This window comes from Pantoea sp. S61, assembly GCF_016625145.1.
Classification (GTDB): Bacteria; Pseudomonadota; Gammaproteobacteria; order Enterobacterales; family Enterobacteriaceae; genus Pantoea; species Pantoea rwandensis_B.
This window is the reverse complement of record NZ_JACVUO010000001.1, coordinates 820,706-841,481: the sequence shown is the minus strand read 5'-3', so window position 1 is coordinate 841,481 and position 20,776 is coordinate 820,706. Positions and strand designations below refer to the sequence as shown.

The following is a 20,776-nucleotide window of genomic DNA, read 5'->3' as shown; positions in this document are numbered from 1 at the left end:
TCGCATCAAAGATGCAAAAGAAGCTAAAGAGATAACAAGGACGTTTAAGGTGTAGCCAGTTATGGAAGGTAATACCAGTTTGCGCACAGAAGATTACGGCAGGCATTTTTGAGATTTTAACCTCGCTCACAGTAATTCTCTGATTTAGCGAATCTTTTTTGATAGAGCGGCCAGGCGAGGTTTCGGCATAGAAGTATTAGGATTTGAAGCTTTAACCTTTCCTCTCATTTTGTGATCTATATTGTAGTACAATCCATTTTCACTGTACTACAATGATTCCGACATCATTATTTAATTCTGCGCCAGTTTTTAGTCATACCAACAATAAAAACAATCACTCCATCTTATTTACCTGCATGCCTGGCGGGCAGTATGGCTGCTGCCTGAAAAAGGCCAAACCGATGACGAGGTCGTTATGATGAGCAACGATTTATATGCCTCTACCCTTAAACAATTGAACAGTAAAATTATCCCTTTTATCGTTATCTGTTATTTCGTTGCCAATCTCGATAAGACCAATATCTCTATCGCGGCACTTCAGATGAATGCCGATCTCGGTCTCACAACCAGCATGTATGGCTTGGGCGTCGGGATGTTTTATATCTCTTATATTCTTTTCGAAATTCCCAGCAATGTGATCATGACCAAAGTGGGCGCGCGTCGCTGGATAGCGCGCATTATGATCACCTGGGGCATCGTCAGCACCGGCATGGCACTGGTGCACACCGCCAATCAACTCTATGTGATGCGTTTTTTATTAGGTATGGCCGAGGCGGGTTTTGCACCTGGTATTATTTATTACATTGCATGCTGGTTTCCCAAAAGCAATCGCGCTCGTGCCATGTCGTTTTTCTACATGGGTTCAGTCAGCGCATCCATTATTGGTTTGCCAGTTTCGGGTGCGATATTAAACATGCATGGAATCGCAGATATTGCGGGTTGGCGTTGGTTGTTTGCTTTGGAAGGCATTCCCGCGCTGATTCTCGGTTGCCTGGTGTTATGGCGCCTGCCCGACTCGCCTGAGCAGGCTCCGTGGTTAAACTCGCAACAAAAATCCTGGCTGCGTGACCGTCTGCAGCAAGACAATGCTGACGTGGCGATCGGAAAGAATCATTCCTGGTTAAGTGCGCTGAAAGATAAAACGGTACTGCTGCTAAGCCTGGTGTGGTTTCTGCAGGCATTTGGATCCATTGGCATCACCCTGTTTATGCCGCTGATTATCAAAAGCATGGCGGCAGAACAGAGCGATTTCGTGATCAGCCTGCTCTCGGCAGTGCCTTTCATCATGGCGTGCTTATTCATGTATCTGAACGGCCGTCACTCTGACAGAACACGCGAGCGCAGTTGGCATTTAGGCTTGCCATTGATTCTTTCTGGGCTGGCATTGGCCACAGCGATCTTCACAGCAAATCTCTGGGTGGCCTATCTGCTGCTGGTACTGACAGTGGGTTTCAACTTTGCGCTGACGCCGATTTTCTGGGCGGTCACGACCGAAAAACTCGCGGGCGTGGCGGCCGCTGCCTCTATCGCCTTTATCAATACGGTCGCCAACTTTGTCGGTTTGGGATTGCCACCCGTATTGGGAAAACTCAAGGATATGACCCATAGTTATCATTCAGGTTTACTGGTGGTGGCGCTGGCCCTGATCGCGGGGGGTGTGATTGGCATTATCGTCTCGCGACCACCAAATGATCGGTTGAAAACCCTTGCCTATCCGCAGTCTGGCAAGTGAAACGCTTTTTCATGCATTTTAGTTAAATGTTCTGGAAACCGCGCCGATAATTAAGCTACCTTTACCAAAGCGGACCGCAAGCGGTCCGTTTATTTCAACATCAGGCAGCGATAACTCAATACCCCCAGCCTGCGTGCGCGCAGAGAAACACATTCGCAAGATAGAGTGTTCGGCTGTGGAAATTCAGCGGAGCGGCAAAAGCTGCACGCATTATGTTCAATGACATAATATCGCCTGAGGTCACACATGTTTGGGGTGAAGAAATCCAGCCTTTCTCTGCCATTTTATAAAAGTGGCGATGTACTCAAAGATATCAATGCAATCAAACTACATGTGGCATGGATTGAGTTTTCGCCCAGCGGTGAAATCCTCAGCGCCAACCCGCAATTTCTTGAGGTAACCGGCTACAACCTGCATGAGATTCAGGGACAACATCATCGCATTTTCTGCAGCCCGGCTTACAGTCAGTCATCGGAGTACTTTGCTTTTTGGCAGACGCTGGCCTCAGGTGAATCCGTCACCGGCATCTTTGAGCGCTTTAATAAACAACGCCAACGTTTCTACCTGAGCGCAACGTACTTCCCGGTGAGCGATGACAAGGGCAAAGTTTATAAGGTGATTAAAGTCGCCAGTGATATCACTGCCCGCCATGAAGAACTCGAGCACAAAGAGGCGGTGATCACCGGACTCGACCGCTCCATGGCCGTCATTGAATTCACCCCCGATGGCCTTATTCTGACAGCCAACGCGAACTTCCTGACACACATGGGTTACGAGCTGAAAACGATTGTCGGTCAGCATCATCGCTTGTTCTGTTTCGATAACTTTTACCGTGAGAATCCCGAGTTCTGGCGCAAAATCGCTAAGGGACAACACTTTGTCGGGCGCTTTGAGCGGAAGACCGCCGCAGGCGAACGTATCTGGCTGGAGGCGAGCTACAATCCGGTGTTTGATGCCGACGGCAAAGTGTACAAAGTGATCAAAATTGCTTCCGATATCACCACGCGGGTTGAAGCGGCAAAACGGGTCGCTGATATTGCCCTCACCACCTCAGAACAAACTTCGCAAATAACCGATAACGCCAACGAAGTGCTGGATGAAACCATCCGCAACTCCGGTCTGGTGGCCGTGCAGGTCAATGCCGCAACCGATATTGGCACACAGTTAAATGCCTCGGCCAAAAGCATCAACGAAGTGGTGGAAACCATCAATCTGATTGCCTCACAAACCAATATCCTGGCGTTAAATGCCGCGATTGAAGCCGCGCGCGCGGGTGAAGCGGGTCGTGGATTTAGTGTGGTAGCGGATGAAGTGCGGCGTCTGGCGGCGTCCACCTCCAGCGCAACCAAAAAGATTACTCAGGTCGTGGAGCACAACGCCATGCTGATTCATCAAATGGAGCAGCAGTTAAGCGAAGTGAAACAGTTCGTGGTGACTGAGCAAGATAAAATCAGCGTGCTATCGCGCAGCCTGCGTGAAATAAACAGTGGTGTGCATGAGTTTGTGAATGTCATTCATCGACTGGATGTTTAGGTGATCACCCATTAGCGATGACCAGGCGGCCTGAAGGCCGCCTTTCACTTTTAACCGCGCATGGCGTAACCGATGCCACGATCGCTCAGTATCTAACAGGCTTTTACATCATCTGCGGTTCGCGAATCGCATTGCCTTTGGCAAAGCGCGCCAGACTGTAAGGTTCAGCATCCGTAAACAGCGGTTGGTTATTCACCATCTGCGCGCACAATAAGCCCGCTCCAGGACCGATGCCGAAACCATGGCCACTGAAGCCAGAGGCGATAAACAGGCCCGGTACCGTATCCATCTCATCAATCACGGGCACCAAATCAGGCGTGGTGTCGATCCAGCCTCCCCAGGCATGATCCACTTTGATCCCGGCAAGTTCCGGGTAAAACTGAACCAGCAGTTGCATCGCTTCCTGCACAATCGACGGATCGCCGGCGGGATCGAGTACACGGATCTTTTCAAATGGCGATAAGCTCTGATTTGACCAGGAGCCAGCGGCTTCCGGACCATTAAAGAAAGAACCGTTGATACGCACTTTGAGTTTTTTGGCAATTTTGCTGCGATACATCGGATAAAATTTGGTGGCATAGCGGATATTTTGCGGCGCCAGATCGATCTGCCCACGTCCGGAGAGTGCCACGGTGTAACTGCCATCCTGACGACGGCGAATGCATAATCCGCCGATACTCAGACACCCTTTAATCACTTCCGGCGCCACCGTGGTTTTAAACGCTGTACCCAAAATATTGGCGCTCGGCAGTTCAACACCGTACTGTTTGCAGAAACGTGAACTCCAGGCACCACCACAGCAGATCACCCGGTTCGCTTTCACTAAGCCGCGCACGGTCCAGACACCGGTGACGCGCCCGCCACTGATGTCCAATCCACGCACCGCGCAGTGTTGATGCACCGAAGCCCCCAGATTTTTCGCGCCCGTGGCGATTGCCGGGGCGGCCATGGAGGGTTCAGCACGCGCATCGCTCGGTGACCACACGCCGCCCACCCATTGGGCCTGTTCGCCAATGCGCTCGCGCGTCTCTCTGCCCGTCAATAAATGGCTGACAAACCCGATTTGTTTCGCCTGCTTGCCCCAGGCTTCCCAGCGCGCCACATCTGCTTCACTCAGCGTGCCGTAGGTGATTCCCTGGCGGCTAAAGCCAAGATCGAGTCCGATTTCACCGCTCAACGCTTCCCAACGCTGCAAACTGCGTATCGCCATCGGCAGCTCATACAGATCGCGATTCTGCTGGCGGACCCAGCCCCAGTTGCGTCCCGACTGCTCACCGCCAATCACGCCTTTTTCAAACAGCGCCACGGAAACGCCCTGCTTTGCCAGTTCATAACTGACGGAAGTGCCGATAATCCCGCCGCCGATGACGATGACATCCACCGCGCTGGGGAAAGTTTCACTGTCTGCTACGGTATTCACGTTGATGCGCATGATGTTCAATCCTGACCTTTATAAATGTTGCTCAGAGGAAATATGCATGATCCACAACACAGTGGCGTCACTGGACGTCGGGTTAAAAATGTTGTGCGGTAGATGGCTCTGGAATTGAAAACTGTCACCGGGTGTCAAAAGCACGGTGTCACCGTCAATCTCCAGCGTGAGTTCACCCGCCATCACTAAACCTGCTTTTTCCCCCTTCCCCATTAACATCTCAGCAGACTGCACGCCTGCCGGGATATTGATAAACATAAACTGCAAATCATGGTCGCCCGAGGGGGAAAGCATCTGTTTTGAAATTCCCTGTTTACCCACGTTAAAGTGCGGGCGTTCCGCGGCGCGCCGGACATAATGCTCAGCACCATGAGTGTGAGCTTCGGCCTCTTCCAAAAAGGCCGAAAGGGGGACTTTTAAGACCAGACGCAGTTGTTCCAGCACACGCACCGTCGGATTCGTCAGATTGCGTTCGATCTGACTGATCGCGCCAGCGGAAACATTCGCCAGCAGCGCCAGCTCAGTGATGGTCATATTCCGCGCCTTGCGCACACGTTTGACGCGGGAGCCGATATCCGCTTCCTGAGCGCCGAATTCCCCTTTCATGCTCGATTCTTTTTTCATCTGCTGAATTCCATTCGCAATCATGTCAGCTGAGCTTAAGGGTGTCATCAATCAGGGCATGCCCCATTTGGTTTTAATCGTCTGCAACGTGCCATCCTCTTTCATACTGGTTAACGCGCTGTTGATCTGCGCCATTAACGCATCGTTGCCTTTCTTCAGGCCAAACGCCATTGGGGAAACATGCTCCGGTTTATAGCCGTCCACGACATGCATGCCTTTTAGTCCACCCGCTTTTTCCTGCGCTTTTAATATCGGATAGTCATTTAATCCGGCCGCCACGCGACCCAGTGACAAATCTCGCGTCATATCCGCAGGGCTGTCGTAGACCTTCACTTCTTTCGCAATGCCGATGGCCATCAGGCTTTGGGTATAATCGGTGCCGGCCATGGTGCCCACCACTTCACCCTTAAGATCCTGCCAGGAGTTATAAGCTTTTTTATTGTCATCCCGCACGATCAATCCCGCGCCAAAAGCCGTCACCGGTTGTGAGAACGTAATGCGTTTTGCGCGCTCTTCAGTCGGCGTCATTCCCGCCACTATCATGTCAATCTTTCCGGCGATAACAGATTGTATCAGCGTGGAAAAAGGGATTGCGCTGTATTGGATGTCCAAATGCTCACGTTTAGCCACTTCTGCGGCCACATCCGGCATAAAACCCTCAATCTTGCCCGTTTGGGTATTGAGGAAGGTAGTGGGTGCACTCGATGGCGGTGAACCCGCGGTTAACACCGCTGCACTGGCATTGAAACTCAACGCAGCCGTAAGGCCGAGGATCATCAACGGGGAACGAATAGCAGACATGACTCACTCCTGGGTGCAATGAAAGGGATAAGCTCTTTTTCACTATAATGAAAATTGCACACCAGCTGTCAACGATTTATTTAATGAAAATGCGCCAACTCACAAAATAACAATAAAGCCTTTGATTTGACTAAATATCACACCTATAGCTTGTTCGTATGAGCGTAATAAGTAAATGCTATCTCTGTCATGAGAGTAATGATTGACAGCGATTTGCTATCAACGATATTCATTATAATGAATTTATCGCCTGATTTTAGGGTGACACTACAAGCCAGGAGAACAAAATGGACTGGAGCAGCATCCACCAGTATCTGCCCTTTTTATTGAAAGGGGCTGAAATGACGATCTATATCACCCTTTTGTCTCTGATAATCAGTACGCCATTGGGGTTGATTTTTGCCGCAGCCAAAATGTGTCCGTGGAAAATCATTTCATGGCCGATCGCCACCATCATTAACATCACGCGTGGTCTGCCGATGATTGTGGTGCTGTTTTATATCTACTTTGTCTTCCCGGATATTGGCATCACCCTCACTTCGTTTCAGGCCAGTGTCATTGGTATCGCCTTTTGCTTTTCCACTTATATCGCTGAAATATTTCGGTCCGGCATTGAATCGGTTGATCGCGGGCAGCTTGAAGCCGCGCGATCAATGGGTATGAGTTATGGCAAAGCCATGCGCCGCGTGGTGCTGCCTCAGGCTTTCCATGTTGCCTTACCTCCGTTCAGCAATACGCTCGTAATGATGCTCAAGGACTCTGCGCTGGCTTCGACCATTGCGGTGACGGAAATGACACGTCAGGGTCAACTGATTGCCGCCTCGACATTTGATAACACCACGGTGTATACGCTGGTGGCGCTGTTATATCTGGTGCTTTGCCTGCCGCTGCTGGCACTCACCAAAAAGCTGGAAAAACGTCAAATTAAAGGGGCTTGAGATGATTGAAATTCATGAAGTACACAAAAAATTCGGCCCCATTGAGGTGCTGAAAGGCGTGAGTTTCAAAGTCAGCGAAGGCGAAGTGGTTTGCCTGATTGGCCCTTCGGGTTCAGGTAAATCAACCATTCTGCGTTGCATCAACGGCCTTGAAACTTATGAAGGCGGCGACATTACCGTGCTCGGCCAGCGCGTCAACAATAAGCATAAGAGCATTAACGATCTGCGGCGTCAGATTGGCATGGTGTTTCAGCGTTTCAACCTCTTCCCGCATCGCAGCGTGCTGGAAAACGTGATGGAGGGTCCGATTCACGTCAACGGTGAATCCCGCAACGTAGCGGAAAAGCGCGCCAAAAACTTTCTGGCAATGGTGGGGCTGGCTGAGAAAATCAACGCATGGCCAGCCCAGTTATCCGGCGGACAGCAACAGCGCGTGGCGATTGCCCGCACGCTGGCCCTACAGCCCAAAGCGATTTTATTTGATGAGCCCACCTCCGCACTTGATCCCGAATTAGTGGGTGAAGTGCTGCAGGTCATGCGCAATCTCGCCCGTGAAGGGATGACCATGATCGTGGTCACCCATGAGATGCAGTTCGCTCGTGAAGTGGCCGATCGCGTCTGCTTCCTGCACAGCGGACAGATTGTAGAACAAGGTCCCGCTGACAACCTCCTGTTGCGGCCGCAAGAAGCGCGCACGCAAGATTTCCTGCGTCGTGTCTTAGGCAATACCGTGGCGCAGCCCTGTTCATGCTGCCAAACGCTGAGTTGAGCGATGATGCCCTTATTTATGCAAGGTGCAGTCAGGCGTTCTGCAGGAACCGACTCAGGTGAGTGACCGGGGCGTTATGAAGGTCACCCACACACCTGCAGCCTGATGTATCCCGGTCATCCAAAAGTTTCTGCCAAAGCCGTGCGAATAATCATTCAAATATGTTATTTGCACGGCAATAAGTCCCCTCAGGTTTTACTGCAATCCCTTAATCTGAATTGAGTTTATTCCCCAATGCACTTTGCCGTTGTGGTGAGTGCTATTTGTCACTGCTTACAGGAAAAAGAACTGATGAAAGTGCAAAAAATTGAACAGCCAGCCTTAATTGAAACAATGGAACCCTGGGGCAGCGTGGAAGGCTTACCGGGCAGCGGCACTATTGCGCTTTCCGGTATCCAGAAAGTGATTCCCGGTAAAGAAGATATCGATACCGGTATATTTGAATGTGCAGCAGGTTCCTATCGTCGCTCAGTTAAACAGGCTGAAATTATGCATTTTCTTAACGGCACAGGTTCATTTACCCCTGATGGCGAAGCAACCCTGAATTTTAAACCGGGTGATTCCTTTTTCTTCGAAGCCAATACTGAAGGGACCTGGGTCATTGAAAACACGATGCGCAAACTGTATGTCATTTTTGATGCCAGCTAATTGGCTTCTGCTTATTAAGAGGGCGCGTTAATTCGCGCCTTTTTTATCTCCTTGCTGTGACATTCCGGTGCATATTGTTTCTCCTTGCACCAGCAAAACTCAGATCTCCTGCTTATTACTGCCCAGAAACGTCAATTAGATCAGGCATAAAAATAATGGCACGCGCCTTGCTATGCAATTGGTAGAGATGTTGGACCAATTAAGGCAGCGCTATGCAATCCCCTTTTGAGCTTCAACCGATAACGACACCGCGCAGTGACACGCTGATTCTTGATGCACTCACGCGTTTTATGGCGCAATCCGGCGCGCAACCGGGGAGTCGCTTACCGCCTGAACGCGAGCTGGCGGAGAAACTCGGAGTGAGCCGCAACACCGTGCGTGAGGCGTTAAAACGCTGGGAGGCACTGGGCATCATTTTGCGAAAGAAAGGCAGCGGCACGTTTTTGCAGGCAGATGTCGGCATCAACGACAGCTTCCTCTCGCTGCGATTCAAAAACGACTCCGCCAATATGCTGCACGCACTGGAGGTCCGTCGCATTATCGAATCCGAATCCTGTGTGCTCGCTGCACAGCGTGCAAGCGCCGAAGACCTGCTGGAAATCGAACAGCGATTGATAGAAATGGAGCGCGTGCATCTGGCGGTCGGCTCGGCCGGTGCCGAAGACTGGGCGTTTCACACCAGCATTTACCGCGCTTCAGGCAACCCTCTTCTGCTGCAAATGCTGAACGGCATTTACGACAGCATGCACGCCTTTTTTGAATCACCACCGGAGCAGGCACTGTTTGCCGACTCCTTCCCGTTACACCGCGATCTCTTCAATGCCATTTCTCGGCGTGATGGCGAAGCCGCGCGCGCCATTTGCCATCAGATTCTCGATATCACTGAACGCGACATGAAGGATGTCATCAATGCCAAACGATAAACCGTTCTCGCAACAAACGCTTTTGTCTCATGATTTACGCTATGAAAAAGGCGCGGTCACTCCGCCAATCTACCAATCATCGCTGTTTACCTTCAGTGATTACGACAGCATGATTGCCCGCTTCCGCGGCGAAAGCGATCAACCACTCTATTCACGCGTCGATAATCCCACGGTTCGAGCACTGCAGGAAAAAGTGGCCGCACTGGAAGGGGGCGAGGCTTGCCTGGCGTTTGGCAGCGGTATGGCCGCCATCAGCAATGCCATCCTCAGCGTACTGCAACCCGGCGCAAAAGTGGTGTGCGTCAATCACGTCTATCCCGATACTTATCGCTTCCTGCGCGGCTTCTGCCAGCGTTTCGGTATCACCACCGAGTTCGTCGATGGTGATGATGAAGCCGCGATTCGCGCTGCACTGCCGGGCGCCAGCCTGCTCTATCTGGAAAGTCCGGTGAGTTGGGTGATGAGCGAGTTAGATCTGAATAAATTGGCCACGCTGGCAGGGGATGCCGGCGCAGTGACGATTATCGATAACAGTTGGGCGTCACCGATTTTCCAACAGCCTTTGCTGTGCGGCATCGATATCGTGGTACATTCGGCTTCGAAATACATCAGCGGACACAGTGATGTCGTGGCCGGTCTGGTGATTGCCAGTCAGCAACACATTGGCAATATCGCACGCCACATCAGCCCCTTCCTCGGCGGCAAACTGTCGGCGCATGAAGCGTCACTGCTGATGCGCGGCCTGCGCACGCTGCCGCTGCGCATGAAACAACATCACCAAAGCGGCATGGAACTGGCGCAAAAGTTGAGTGCCCATCCACAGATTACGGCAGTGTGTCATCCCGGCTTGTCCCCCAAATCCTGGTCATCGCTGCGCGGTTACAGTGGCCTGTTTGCGTTTGAAGTGACCGAACACATCGATATCCCCGCCTTCTGCAACGCCTTGCACTATTTCCATATGGGTGTGAGTTGGGGCGGTTTTGAGAGCCTGGTGATGCCTGCCATTTCGGTCATCAATCAAGCCAGCGAATTTAACTCGGCCGTTGATTTCGGCGTTTCGCCACGTCTGATCCGCATCTCAATCGGGCTGGAAGAAACCGAAGATCTTTGGAACGACCTGCAACAGGCGCTTGCCACCGCAACCCGCGCATAATCACTCCCAGGAGAAGCTGCAATGACGACTCGTTTTGCTATTAACGCACTGGTTTTAGCCATTGGATTGGGTTCAGCACTCAGCAGTATGGCGGCAAAATTAACCGTGGTGGAAGTGATTACCAGCCCGCCCCGCACTGAACTGCTGCAGAAGATGCTGACCGAATACAAAACCCAGCATCCCGGCACGGAAATTGAGTTGATCTCGCTGCCGTGGGGTCAGGCGTTTGAGAAATTAGGCACCATGTTGCAAAGCGGACAAGTGCCCGATGTCGTGGAAATGCCGGACACCTGGCAAGGGCTATATGCCAGCAACAACATGCTGGAAGATTTAGAACCGCGCCTGAAGAACTGGGATGGCACCGCCCAATTAACGGATAAAACGCTGGCGATGGCGCGTGCCGCCAATGGCAAAGCGACGATGATCCCTTACGGCTTCTACCTGCGCGCCCTGTTCTGGAATAAGAAACTGTTTCAGCAGGCCGGATTGAGCGAGCCACCCAAAACCATGGATGAGTTTGCCAGTGATGCTAAACGCATCAGCCAGTTGGGCAACGGCATCAGCGGTTATTGTATGCGCGGCGGCGTCGGCGGCACCAATGCCTGGATGATGTTTATGGCGGCGATGAACGGCTCAGCGGAATTCTTTGATAAATCCGGCAACAGCACTCTTACTCAGCCTGGCGCGATCAAAGGGGCGCAATTGCTGGTCGACATGTACAAACAAGGCGGCGCGCCTAAAGACAGTGTGAACTGGGGCTTTAATGAAATCGTCTCCGGTTTCTACTCCGGTAAATGCGCCATGCTCGATCAGGATCCCGATGCACTCATTGCGATTAAAAACAGCATGGCCGCCGATGATTTCGCCGTTGCGCCGATGCCTGTCGGACCATCAGGTAAAGCCTTCCCCACCATTGGCTATACCGGCTGGGCGATGTTCAAACAGGGTAAACAAAAAGATCTCGCCTGGCCGCTGATCACCTTCCTGAGCAATAAGACCAACAACCTCGCATGGGCAAAATTTGTCGGCACCCTGCCAATTTATAAGGGTGCCGAGCAGGATCCTTTCTATCAAACCCCGCAGTTTGCCGGCTGGTTTAAAGAGTTGAACGATCCGAACTACGTGCCATTAACCATGCCCACACATTTAAAAGGTTGGGGTTACTTCAACTCAGTGATTGTAAAAGAGAGCAGCCAGGAGACGTTGCTAGGAGAAAACGATACCGAAGACATGGTGAAGGACTGGGCTAAGTACCTGACGAAAGAACAGAAAAGCTGGCTCGCCACGCAGTAATCACCGATCGCGCGGAGAACAATGATGATGCTAGAGACTTCACTTGATGCCCGCTCACCGCGCCCGCGCTACACGCGCTGGCTGCGGTTGGCTGAGCCGTGGTTTTATCTTTCGCCGGGACTGCTGCTGATCGCCTTGTTTATTTTTGTGCCGATGGCGATAGGCATTTCCTACGCGTTTCAGAGCATGAACCTGCTCAATCCGATGGATAGCGGTTGGATTGGCTGGGATAACTTTGCCGAGATGTTTGACGATCGGCGCTTTTTTAAAGCGCTCGGTCACACGCTGAACTGGACGCTCAGCTCACTGCTGTTGCAGTTTTTCTTCGGTTTGGCGTTGGCGCTGCTGCTTAACCGCGAGTTTCGATTTCGTCGCTGGGTGCAGGCGCTGGTCTTTCTGCCCTGGGCGGTGCCCGCCTTTCTTTCCGGCCTGACCTGGTCCTGGCTGCTTAACCCGGTGGTTGGCCCGTTGCCACAGTGGCTCAGCGACCTCGGATTACTGAGCGAGCCTTACAATATCTTGTCCGATCCTCAGCTTGCCATGTGGGGGCCCATCATTGCTAACGTCTGGTTTGGCATCCCGTTTTTTGCCATTACCTTACTGGCCGCTCTGCAATCCATCCCGAAAGATCTGTATGAAGCGGCTTCGATTGACGGTGCCAGCGGCTGGCAACAATTCTGTCGCGTTACGCTGCCCTTCCTGGCACCGATGATCGCCATTACCGTCATGCTGCGTACCATCTGGATTGCCAACTTCGCCGACCTGATCGTGGTAATGACCGACGGTGGCCCCGCCGGATCCACCTCGATTTTATCCAGCTACATCTTCACCACCGCCTATCGCAAACTCGATTTTGGCTATGCCTCGGCAATGGCGGTGTTTCTGTTACTGCTGATGACCTGCTACGCGCTGGTTCTGCTGCGCATTCGTCATCGACTGTTGAAATAAGGAGGCGAAATGAAACTGTTACCGATGATTGGCCACCGCGTGAGCATTGCACTCTACCTGCTGTTTGCCCTGTTTCCGCTCTACTGGATCATTAAGATTTCCGTTACGCCGGATCAACTGCTGTTCAGCCAGGGCGTAACACTGTTGCCCGGCGGCTTCACCTTAGGCCACTTTCAAAAAGTGCTGACCGACAGTGATTTCCCCACCTTCTTCAGCAATAGCCTGATCGTCTCTTTCAGCACCGCATTCCTGACCACGCTGATTGCTGCCGGTGCCGGCTATGCATTTTCGCGTTTTCACTTTCGCGGCAAGATGGTGATGGCGGCGCTGCTGTTGTTCACGCAGATGTTCCCGCTGGTGATGATCATCGCCCCGATTTATCGCGTCATGGCTCCGCTCGGCCTGACCAACAGTCTGTTGGGTCTGGTGCTGATTTACACCGCCTTTAACGTCCCATTTGCCACCTTTTTGATGCAGTCATTCTTTGATGCCATTCCAAAAGATCTGGAAGAGTCGGCGATGCTGGAAGGCTGCACGCGTTTTCAGGCGCTGTATCGGGTGCTGGTCCCGCTGACGTTACCCGGAATGGCCGCGACGCTCGGCTTTGTGTTTACCGCGGCATGGAGCGAACTGCTGTTCTCGCTAATGCTGATCAACAAAAACGAAGTGATGACCTTCCCGGTGGGATTACTCAGCTTCGTTTCCAAATTTGCCGTTTCATGGGGTGAAATGATGGCCGCAGCCGTAATGGCGCTAATTCCTGCCTGTCTGTTCTTCGCCTTTATTCAACGATATCTGGTTCAGGGTCTGACCGCTGGCGCGGTTAAGGGGTAAACATGGCAGAAATTACACTGGCGCAGATCGACAAACGCTACGGCAATGTTGAAGTCCTGCGCGATATTAACCTCACCATTAACGATGGTGAATTCGTGGTGCTGGTCGGGCCGTCTGGCTGTGGCAAATCCACCTTGCTGCGCACCATTGCCGGGCTTGAACTGGCGAGCAGCGGCGATCTCCGCATCGGAAAACGACTGATGAATGATGTCGCCCCGAAAGATCGTGATATCTCGATGGTGTTTCAGAGTTACGCGCTTTATCCGCATCTGACCGTAGCGCGCAATATGGGCTTTAGCCTCGAAATCCAGAAACGTCCGCGTGCGGAGATTGAGGAGAAAGTGAAGCGTGCCGCGGATATCCTTAATCTTTCACACCTGCTGGATCGTCGACCAAAAGAACTGTCGGGCGGACAGCGACAACGTGTGGCGATGGGACGTGCGATCGTGCGCCAGCCGCAGGTGTTTCTATTTGATGAACCGCTCTCCAATCTGGATGCACAACTGCGCGGCAAGATGCGCGTCGAGATTAAACGCCTGCATCAGCAGATGAACAACACCATCGTGTATGTCACGCACGATCAGGTTGAAGCGATGACGCTGGCAGACCGGATTGTGGTGCTGAACCACGGGGTGATCCAGCAGGTGGGGACGCCATTGGAGCTGTATGACACTCCGGCCAATAAGTTTGTCGCCAGCTTTATCGGTTCACCGTCCATGAACTTTATCAATGGCGTTGTCACGACAAACGGCGTACGCATCGGCGACAGCGCGCTGTTGCCCGCTAACCCGGCATGGGCCAATCAGCCTGAAGGTCGTGAAGTCATTTATGGCATCAGACCTGAAAACATCGCACTGGCTTCAGCAGGTACTCCACACGCGCTGCCAATGGAGGTTTCTCTCGTCGAGCCCACCGGTTTATCCGAGCTGATCCACGGCAGCTTATTCGGGCATGAGGTGATGCTGTTTACCACCCAACGTTCCGGGGCCGCAGCGGGCGATATTATCGCCGTTGAAGTGGACTATGCGCGTGCGATGCTGTTCGATGCTGCCTCACAAAAGCGCTTGTAATCGCCGCCGTGTTGCTTTAGTGGCAACGCTGCGTTGCCGGGATACCTTTACCCGCTCATGTGCGCGGGTGATAGCCTTGAGGCGAAAACATTCGCCAACGAAACAGGGTTAAGGAGCGTTATGAGCATTATCAATCCCGCCGGTTTAAAGGCGCGCAGCTATTATAATCACGTCAAAATTCGTCCCGGTACGCCGGTTTTCCCGACCGGGCAAGTCGCGTGGGATGAAGAGGGAAACGTGGTCGGCATTGGAAACATGCAACAGCAGGTCGAGCAGGTATATGCCAATATCGATCGTTTGCTGGAGGGGTTGGGTGCAGAGCGCGACTGGATTGTGCGCACCACCACCTATGTCACCGACCTGGCACTGGTGCCGCACATTCATCCGGTGCGCCAGCGTTTCTTTGAAGGGCTAGAGTTGCCTGCCAGCACGCTGTTTCAAATCTCTGCACTCGCCGAGCCGGAATTATTGCTGGAAATTGATGTGGTGATAATGGTGCCTTGAGAGTAACGGGAGGTGGTAAACCTCCCGTTCATTGGTTACAGCGTAGCGAGTTGATGAAACCCGCGATCGTGATACACCATCGGTTGCGCATCCGTGTTCGGATGCACCACTTCGGTCACTTCGCCAAGAAAGATGGCATGCGTATGCCAGTCAACGGTATTAACCAACTTGCAGCTAAAGGCCACCAGCGCGTCCGCCGCCACTGGCGAACCTTCAGCATCCTGCTGCCATTCACCCGTTGCAAAACGTTCCGCGCGGCGCGCTGCCGTACTGAAAATATCCACTAATCCCAGCGCATCAGCCGCCAATACGTTGACGCAAAAATGGCCGCTGCGCTGAATGAGTTCAAACATCGAGGCATGACGATTGACGCACACCAACAACGTGGGGGGTTCAGCGCTGACGGATGTCACCGCCGTGGCGATCATCCCGCCCGGCTGTTGTTGATCAGCGCTGGTAATCAGGCAAACGCCCGCTGCCAGCTGGCGCATACCGCCGCGATAAGCATCAGCAATACCCGGCATCAGAAGTGAATCCGTCATTGTGCACCTGCTGCAGATTGACCGACGATGCGGCCTTCAATCGGATGATGGGGATCGACCGGCCCAAGGCTGGTGCCTTTACCCGGTGACACCAGACGGTCGCAGAACACTTCATCTTCTTCGGACCACGGACAATCCAGCGCGGCAACGCCCTCACGCCACTGTTCAAACGTGCGCGGTCCCACCAGCGTGCTGGTCACGAGTTTATTGCGCATGACCCATTGTTGCGCGAAATGCGCAGGTTGACGGCCGGTGCGTTCGGCATAGGTTGCTAACTCACTGGCCATCTGCAACGACTCCGGACGCCATTCGGCTTCCAGCATGCGCGGATCGGCGCGCCCGGCACGGCTGGTGCTGTCCGGGGCTTCGCCTACCCTATATTTTCCGGTAAGAATGCCGCGCGCCAGCGGGCTGTAACACACGGTGCCGACGCCAAAATAGGCAGCTGAAGGCAGAATCTCCACCTCAGCCTCGCGGTTGGCGAGGTTGTACAGCGGCTGAGTGGCAATCGGCCCGGTAATACCTGCTTCATGCGCCAGGCGCACGGTTTCCGCCAGGCGCCAGGCTTTGAAATTTGATACAGCAAAGTAGCCGATCTTCCCTTCACGGATCAGGTCGGCAAAGGCCAGTACCATCTCCTCCAGTGGCGCGGCGAAATCGGCTTTATGCATGTAAAGCACGTCGATGTAATCGGTGCCAAGACGCGTCAGTGACCCGTGCACGGCCTCGCGAATCCATTTGCGCGACATGCCGCGCTGATTCGGCCCCTCTCCCATCGGATTGCCCACTTTCGTCGCCAGCACCCAACGATGACGATCGGCCGCGAGGGCACGTCCGACTATACGTTCGGATTCGCCTTTGTTATACATATCGGCGGTATCGATGAAGTTGACCCCGCTGGCACTGGCATCGGCGATAATGCGCTGAGCTGTGGCTTCATCGGTGGCCCCACCAAACATCATGGAACCCAGGCAGATTTCGGACACTTTTAGCCCGCTACGCCCGAGATAACGGTATTGCATGCAAACATCCTCATTAGAGAGTGGTGTTCATTGAGGTGCGGCCCTGGAGCCGCCCATTTATGCGGGAATCACCGCCGTGGTGGCGATCTCAACCAGAAACTCCGGTCGTACCATCTCCAGCTTGACGCAGAAACGCGCGGGTAAAATCGCCGGGAAATAGCTGACGTAGATTTCATTGAACTTGTGGTAATCCTCCAGATTGCGCAGGAAGATCTGATTCATCACCACGTGATCCATGCTGCTGCCTGCCGACTCCAGTACCACTTTGATACTGTCGAGCACGCGGCGTGTTTGCACTTCAATATCGCCCACGCCCACCAGGCCACCATCAATGGGATCGGTCGACAACATGCCGGCCACATACACGTGATTGCCTGCTTTCACGCCCCAGTTCAGGTGGTTAAGGCCTGTGGCGGTTTTGCCGATAATCCAGCCTTCGGGATTGATTGCCTGATTCATCTGTCACTCCTGTTAGTTAAAAATGGATTAACGTCCGTTGCCGCGCAGGAACGGACGCCCTAAATCACCCGGCGCGGCGCCCGCTTTGCCCATCATGATCCAGGCGATGAGCGCAACGGCAAACGGCATCGCCATCAGCAACGATGGCGCAATGTTGACGCCCAAATACTGCCCCTGGAACTGCAGGGCTTCGAGCAGACCCAGCACCATCGCGACCAGCAGCACGCGCAGCGGCATCCAGCGCGCAAAGAGGGTAATGGCGATGGCCAGATAGCCGCGACCGGCGGTCATGTTGTCAACGAAGGTGCCACCGGACGCCACGATGCACAGATACGCACCGCCCAGCCCCGCCATCAGCCCGGTAAACAAGGTCGCGCTGAAACGGATACGCAATACCGAATGCCCGGCAGCATCAGCGGCCAGCGCATTTTCCCCGACAGCACGCAGTAACAAGCCCGTGCGGCTAAAGCGCAAAACGCCCCACAGCACCACGGCCACCAGCACCGCGAGATAAAACACCGGGCTTTGGGAAAACAGCGCGCGTCCTACCAGCGGCAGATCGGACAATCCCGGCAGTTTCAGCATAGATACCGCACGCATCGAACCTGCTGGCGGTGCACCGCTCAGCCACAACTGACGCATCAGCGAAGTCGCACCAATGGCAAACAGGTTGAAACCAATGCCCATCACGATTTGGTTAGCACGCGCGACCACCGTGCCCAATGCCAGCAGCAGCGCCGCCACACACCCACCGAACATGCCCACGCCCAGCGCCAGCACGGGCGATCCGCTCCACATCAGCCCGAGCGCGGAACTTGCCGCGCCAAACAGCATTAATCCTTCCAGCCCGATGGTGAACACACCCGCGCGCTCAGAGAGGGTTTCCCCCAATGCTGCCAGCAACACAGGCACACACAGCCTCAACCCCCCAGCCAGAAACAGCGCCAGAGTTACAGTGTTGAATTCCATACCGGCCTCCCTTTCACCAGCATCACGCCACTTAACACCGCCAGAATCAGAATCGGCATACCCCCCAGCACATCCGCCAGCGCGGCCGGAATCGAGAAGGTACTTTGCAACGCCAGCGCCGCACTGTTAATTGCACCGAAATAGAGGGAGACGATCACCGCCCCAATCGGCTGTAATCCAGCGAGAAATGACACCGCCAGCCCTTCAAAACCCAGCCCGGATGAGAAACCATCAATCAGGCGATACTGCACGCCGAGCACTTCAAAGGTGCCCGCCAGCCCACTGACCGCACCGGAAATCGCCATGCTGGAGAGCACGGTTTTGGCGGCAGACTGCCCCTGTAATTTCACAAAGCGAGGACTCTGTCCGCTGGCCCGCAGCTTGAGACCAAACGCGGTATGATTGAGCATGACCCACACCCCCAGCGCGATCAGCAGTGCGAGAAAGACGCCAGCGTGCAATCGCGCGCCCTCAATCAATGGCTGAAACACCCCATCAGCAGGAATTTGCGCGGACATATTGAAGTTGGAGCCCAGCGGACGCAGCGGGCCCTGAACCAGATATTTCAGCGTGTAGATGGCGATAAAATTCATCATTAGTGTGACGATAATTTCATCCACGCCGCGCCACACTTTCAGCAGCGCAGGAATCGCGCCCCAGAAGGCTCCACACAGTGCACCGCTCAGGATGGCGAAGGGAAGCAGCGCGGGCCCCAGATCACCGAAGGCGAGGAATGGCAGCATGGCACCAATCGCCCCCATCTGCAGTTGCCCTTCACCGCCGAGGTTGAACATGCCTCCCCGAATGGCGATTAATGCGCCCAGCGCGACCAGCAGGCGCGGCGTCATAAACACCAGCGTGTCGGAGAGCGCACGCACCGAACCGAAAGCGCCGTCAAAGGCGGTGCTTATCGCCCCTTGCATCGGCACGCCCAGCGCGGTGATTAAAGCCAGCCCCAGAATCAGGGACCCGATAAAAGCACTCAACGTGACCCACAGCGATCGTGAAGCGCTCAGCTGCGCTAATGCCCGACGCAATCCGGCGCGGGTCTCGGTTAAGGCGCTTAATGATTCAGACATGGACTTCTCCTGCACCTTGTAAAGACAGACTACGACCCGATGTCATCAGCGTGCCGATGCGTTCAATATTCATTGCTTCACCCGTGACTTCGCCTGTTATCCGCCCACCGTTCATCACCACAATGCGATCCGAAACGCGAATCAGCTCCTCGATATTGGAGGAGATAATCAGCACCGAGGTACCCGCATCGGCGGCATCGGCCAGCCGCATCAGCACGGCTTCGGCGGCGGCCAAATCCAGCCCGCGCGTGGGTTGATACACCACGATGATCGAGGCGTCCTGCGCCATGGCGCGCGCAACGACGATTTTTTGCTGATTACCGCCCGATAACGATCGGGCCGGGCTGGCGTGTGAATGCGTACGAATGTCGGACTGGTCGATCATCTCGCAGGCGCGCTGCGCAATCGCTGAGTGATCGAGCAGCCCGAAGCGGCGATAGTGTCCCTGCATAATGTCGGGATAGAGCAGATTGTGTGATACCGGTAGATCGAGGGATAACCCTTCGTGATGGCGGTCTTGTGGCACCAGCGCCAGCGTGACCTGTGCATCACTGCGCTGAATTTCACCGCTGTCCGGAACAGACTCACCGGCCAGTAGCGCAAACAGTTCGCTTTGACCATTGCCTTCCACACCCGCTACGCCCACCACCTCGCGCGCCGCTAACCTTAGGTTAATGTCATGCAAACCCGGCGAGCCGCTGCCCGGGCGCACATTCACCCCTTGAATTTTCAGCTGTTCTCCACCCGCGAGACGCTGCGCGCCCAATCGTGTACCGCTGCTAACAGTGCGGCCCACAATTTTCTCGACCAGCTGTTCTGCGCTGCACGCCGCCGTCAGCCCGCTGCCGTTGGTTTTACCGCGACGCAACACCGTATAGCGATCGGCGTGTGCCAGCACTTCATCGACATTGTGCGTGACCACCGCCACCGCCGTGCCTCTATCGCTGATGCGGCGCAACGTGGCGTAAAGTGCGCGGATTTCAACCGGAGTGAGAATGGTGGAGGGCTCATCCAGCAGTAACACGCGCGTGTCATTCACCAGCGCCTTAAGGATTTCCACGCGCTGCTGTAATGCCAGCGGTAAATGACCCACAATCGCGTTAGGGTCGAGATCGACGCCATAACGCTGCATGAAATCGCGAACCCCTGCGTGACGCCGTAACGTTTTTCGCTGTGCACCGCGCGCCACCAGCGCCAGATTCTCGGCCACGCTAAACGGAGCCACCAGCTTGAAGTGCTGATGCACCATACCAATACCATTGGCGATGGCGTCAGCCGGTCGCCGATGAATCACCTGCCGTCCGCCCATCAGTACCCCGCCTGCGCTGGGTTCGTGCACGCCGTACAGAATGTTCATCAACGTGGATTTGCCCGCTCCGTTCTCCCCCAACAGCGCATGGATCTCACCAGGAAACAGCGACAGTGACACGTTTTCCAGCGCCACGAAGCCGTTGGGATAGCGCTTCGAAACATGATCGAGTTCGATTAGCGGGCTGCTCATGC

The 20,776-nt window shown here is 54.1% G+C and carries 21 protein-coding genes; 12 read left to right on the top strand and 9 right to left on the bottom strand.

From position 1 onward, the window contains the following. The first annotated feature begins 418 nt into the window (after positions 1–418). Both IAE30_RS04190 and IAE30_RS04185 read left to right on the top strand, forming a co-directional pair. Positions 419–1,732 carry an MFS transporter gene (locus IAE30_RS04190; protein ID WP_200537840.1) on the top strand — a complete coding sequence of 438 codons (1,314 nt, stop codon included), beginning with the start codon at positions 419–421 and terminating at the stop codon, positions 1,730–1,732. A gap of 246 nt (positions 1,733–1,978) precedes the next feature. After that, complete coding sequence (locus IAE30_RS04185; RefSeq protein ID WP_200677916.1) at positions 1,979–3,265, top strand: PAS domain-containing methyl-accepting chemotaxis protein; 1,287 nt, start codon at positions 1,979–1,981, stop codon at positions 3,263–3,265. A gap of 103 nt (positions 3,266–3,368) precedes the next feature. Here IAE30_RS04185 and IAE30_RS04180 read toward each other — a convergent pair whose 3' ends face one another. From IAE30_RS04180 to IAE30_RS04170, 3 genes are read right to left on the bottom strand one after another with little or no spacing between them, the layout of a single operon-like run. Next, positions 3,369–4,697 (bottom strand): FAD-binding oxidoreductase, encoded by a 1,329-nt coding sequence (locus IAE30_RS04180; RefSeq protein WP_200677918.1) that lies wholly within the window; start codon positions 4,695–4,697, stop codon positions 3,369–3,371. An 18-nt stretch (positions 4,698–4,715) separates the two neighbouring features. Continuing rightward, on the bottom strand, positions 4,716–5,321 hold the full coding sequence (locus IAE30_RS04175; RefSeq protein ID WP_200677920.1) for a cupin domain-containing protein: 606 nt from the start codon (positions 5,319–5,321) through the stop codon (positions 4,716–4,718). 51 nt (positions 5,322–5,372) lie between these two features. Continuing rightward, positions 5,373–6,122, bottom strand: coding sequence for an ABC transporter substrate-binding protein (locus tag IAE30_RS04170; RefSeq protein WP_200677922.1), 750 nt, complete (start codon positions 6,120–6,122; stop codon positions 5,373–5,375). A gap of 287 nt (positions 6,123–6,409) precedes the next feature. Between IAE30_RS04170 and IAE30_RS04165 the strand changes: the two genes are divergently transcribed. The 10 genes from IAE30_RS04165 to IAE30_RS04120 all read left to right on the top strand — a co-directional run bounded on the left by IAE30_RS04165 (position 6,410) and on the right by IAE30_RS04120 (position 15,202). Further along, complete coding sequence (locus IAE30_RS04165) at positions 6,410–7,060, top strand: amino acid ABC transporter permease (protein WP_045815369.1); 651 nt, start codon at positions 6,410–6,412, stop codon at positions 7,058–7,060. 1 nt (position 7,061) lies between these two features. Then, complete coding sequence (locus tag IAE30_RS04160; protein ID WP_200677924.1) at positions 7,062–7,829, top strand: amino acid ABC transporter ATP-binding protein; 768 nt, start codon at positions 7,062–7,064, stop codon at positions 7,827–7,829. A 291-nt stretch (positions 7,830–8,120) separates the two neighbouring features. Next, positions 8,121–8,477 (top strand): cupin domain-containing protein, encoded by a 357-nt coding sequence (locus tag IAE30_RS04155; RefSeq protein ID WP_045815471.1) that lies wholly within the window; start codon positions 8,121–8,123, stop codon positions 8,475–8,477. A gap of 212 nt (positions 8,478–8,689) precedes the next feature. Continuing rightward, positions 8,690–9,400, top strand: a complete 711-nt coding sequence (locus tag IAE30_RS04150) for a FadR/GntR family transcriptional regulator (protein ID WP_045815371.1) — start codon at positions 8,690–8,692, stop codon at positions 9,398–9,400. Further along, positions 9,387–10,553 (top strand): PLP-dependent transferase, encoded by a 1,167-nt coding sequence (locus IAE30_RS04145; protein WP_200677934.1) that lies wholly within the window; start codon positions 9,387–9,389, stop codon positions 10,551–10,553. The genes IAE30_RS04150 and IAE30_RS04145 overlap by 14 nt, the downstream gene beginning before the upstream one ends. A gap of 21 nt (positions 10,554–10,574) precedes the next feature. Then, positions 10,575–11,846, top strand: coding sequence for a sugar ABC transporter substrate-binding protein (locus tag IAE30_RS04140; protein WP_200677936.1), 1,272 nt, complete (start codon positions 10,575–10,577; stop codon positions 11,844–11,846). A gap of 21 nt (positions 11,847–11,867) precedes the next feature. After that, the gene (locus IAE30_RS04135; protein ID WP_231638519.1) at positions 11,868–12,794 is read left to right on the top strand and encodes a carbohydrate ABC transporter permease; all 927 of its coding nucleotides are present in this window, start codon (positions 11,868–11,870) and stop codon (positions 12,792–12,794) included. Between the two features lie 9 nt (positions 12,795–12,803). Continuing rightward, the gene (locus IAE30_RS04130) at positions 12,804–13,628 is read left to right on the top strand and encodes a carbohydrate ABC transporter permease (RefSeq protein WP_200537742.1); all 825 of its coding nucleotides are present in this window, start codon (positions 12,804–12,806) and stop codon (positions 13,626–13,628) included. A 2-nt stretch (positions 13,629–13,630) separates the two neighbouring features. Further along, positions 13,631–14,698, top strand: coding sequence for an ABC transporter ATP-binding protein (locus IAE30_RS04125; protein WP_200677938.1), 1,068 nt, complete (start codon positions 13,631–13,633; stop codon positions 14,696–14,698). Between the two features lie 120 nt (positions 14,699–14,818). After that, entirely contained in the window at positions 14,819–15,202 is a 384-nt protein-coding gene (locus IAE30_RS04120) for a RidA family protein (protein ID WP_200677940.1), read from the top strand. Between the two features lie 35 nt (positions 15,203–15,237). On the opposite strand, the gene IAE30_RS04115 is transcribed toward IAE30_RS04120, so the two are convergent. The 6 genes from IAE30_RS04115 to IAE30_RS04090 are packed head-to-tail and all read right to left on the bottom strand — an operon-like array spanning position 15,238 to position 20,774. Further along, positions 15,238–15,744 carry a flavin reductase family protein gene (locus IAE30_RS04115; protein WP_045815378.1) on the bottom strand — a complete coding sequence of 169 codons (507 nt, stop codon included), beginning with the start codon at positions 15,742–15,744 and terminating at the stop codon, positions 15,238–15,240. Continuing rightward, a complete protein-coding gene (locus IAE30_RS04110) occupies positions 15,741–16,766 on the bottom strand; it encodes an aldo/keto reductase (protein WP_200677950.1) in 1,026 nt (341 codons plus the stop codon). Before IAE30_RS04110 ends, IAE30_RS04115 begins: the two co-directional genes overlap by 4 nt. A 57-nt stretch (positions 16,767–16,823) precedes the next feature. Beyond that, positions 16,824–17,225, bottom strand: coding sequence for a RidA family protein (locus tag IAE30_RS04105; protein ID WP_045815380.1), 402 nt, complete (start codon positions 17,223–17,225; stop codon positions 16,824–16,826). Positions 17,226–17,252: 27 nt separating this feature from the next. Further along, positions 17,253–18,194, bottom strand: a complete 942-nt coding sequence (locus tag IAE30_RS04100; RefSeq protein ID WP_200677952.1) for an ABC transporter permease — start codon at positions 18,192–18,194, stop codon at positions 17,253–17,255. Then, positions 18,176–19,273 (bottom strand): ABC transporter permease, encoded by a 1,098-nt coding sequence (locus IAE30_RS04095; protein WP_200677954.1) that lies wholly within the window; start codon positions 19,271–19,273, stop codon positions 18,176–18,178. Before IAE30_RS04095 ends, IAE30_RS04100 begins: the two co-directional genes overlap by 19 nt. After that, the gene (locus IAE30_RS04090) at positions 19,266–20,774 is read right to left on the bottom strand and encodes an ABC transporter ATP-binding protein (protein WP_200677956.1); all 1,509 of its coding nucleotides are present in this window, start codon (positions 20,772–20,774) and stop codon (positions 19,266–19,268) included. Before IAE30_RS04090 ends, IAE30_RS04095 begins: the two co-directional genes overlap by 8 nt. Positions 20,775–20,776: the final 2 nt, after the last annotated feature.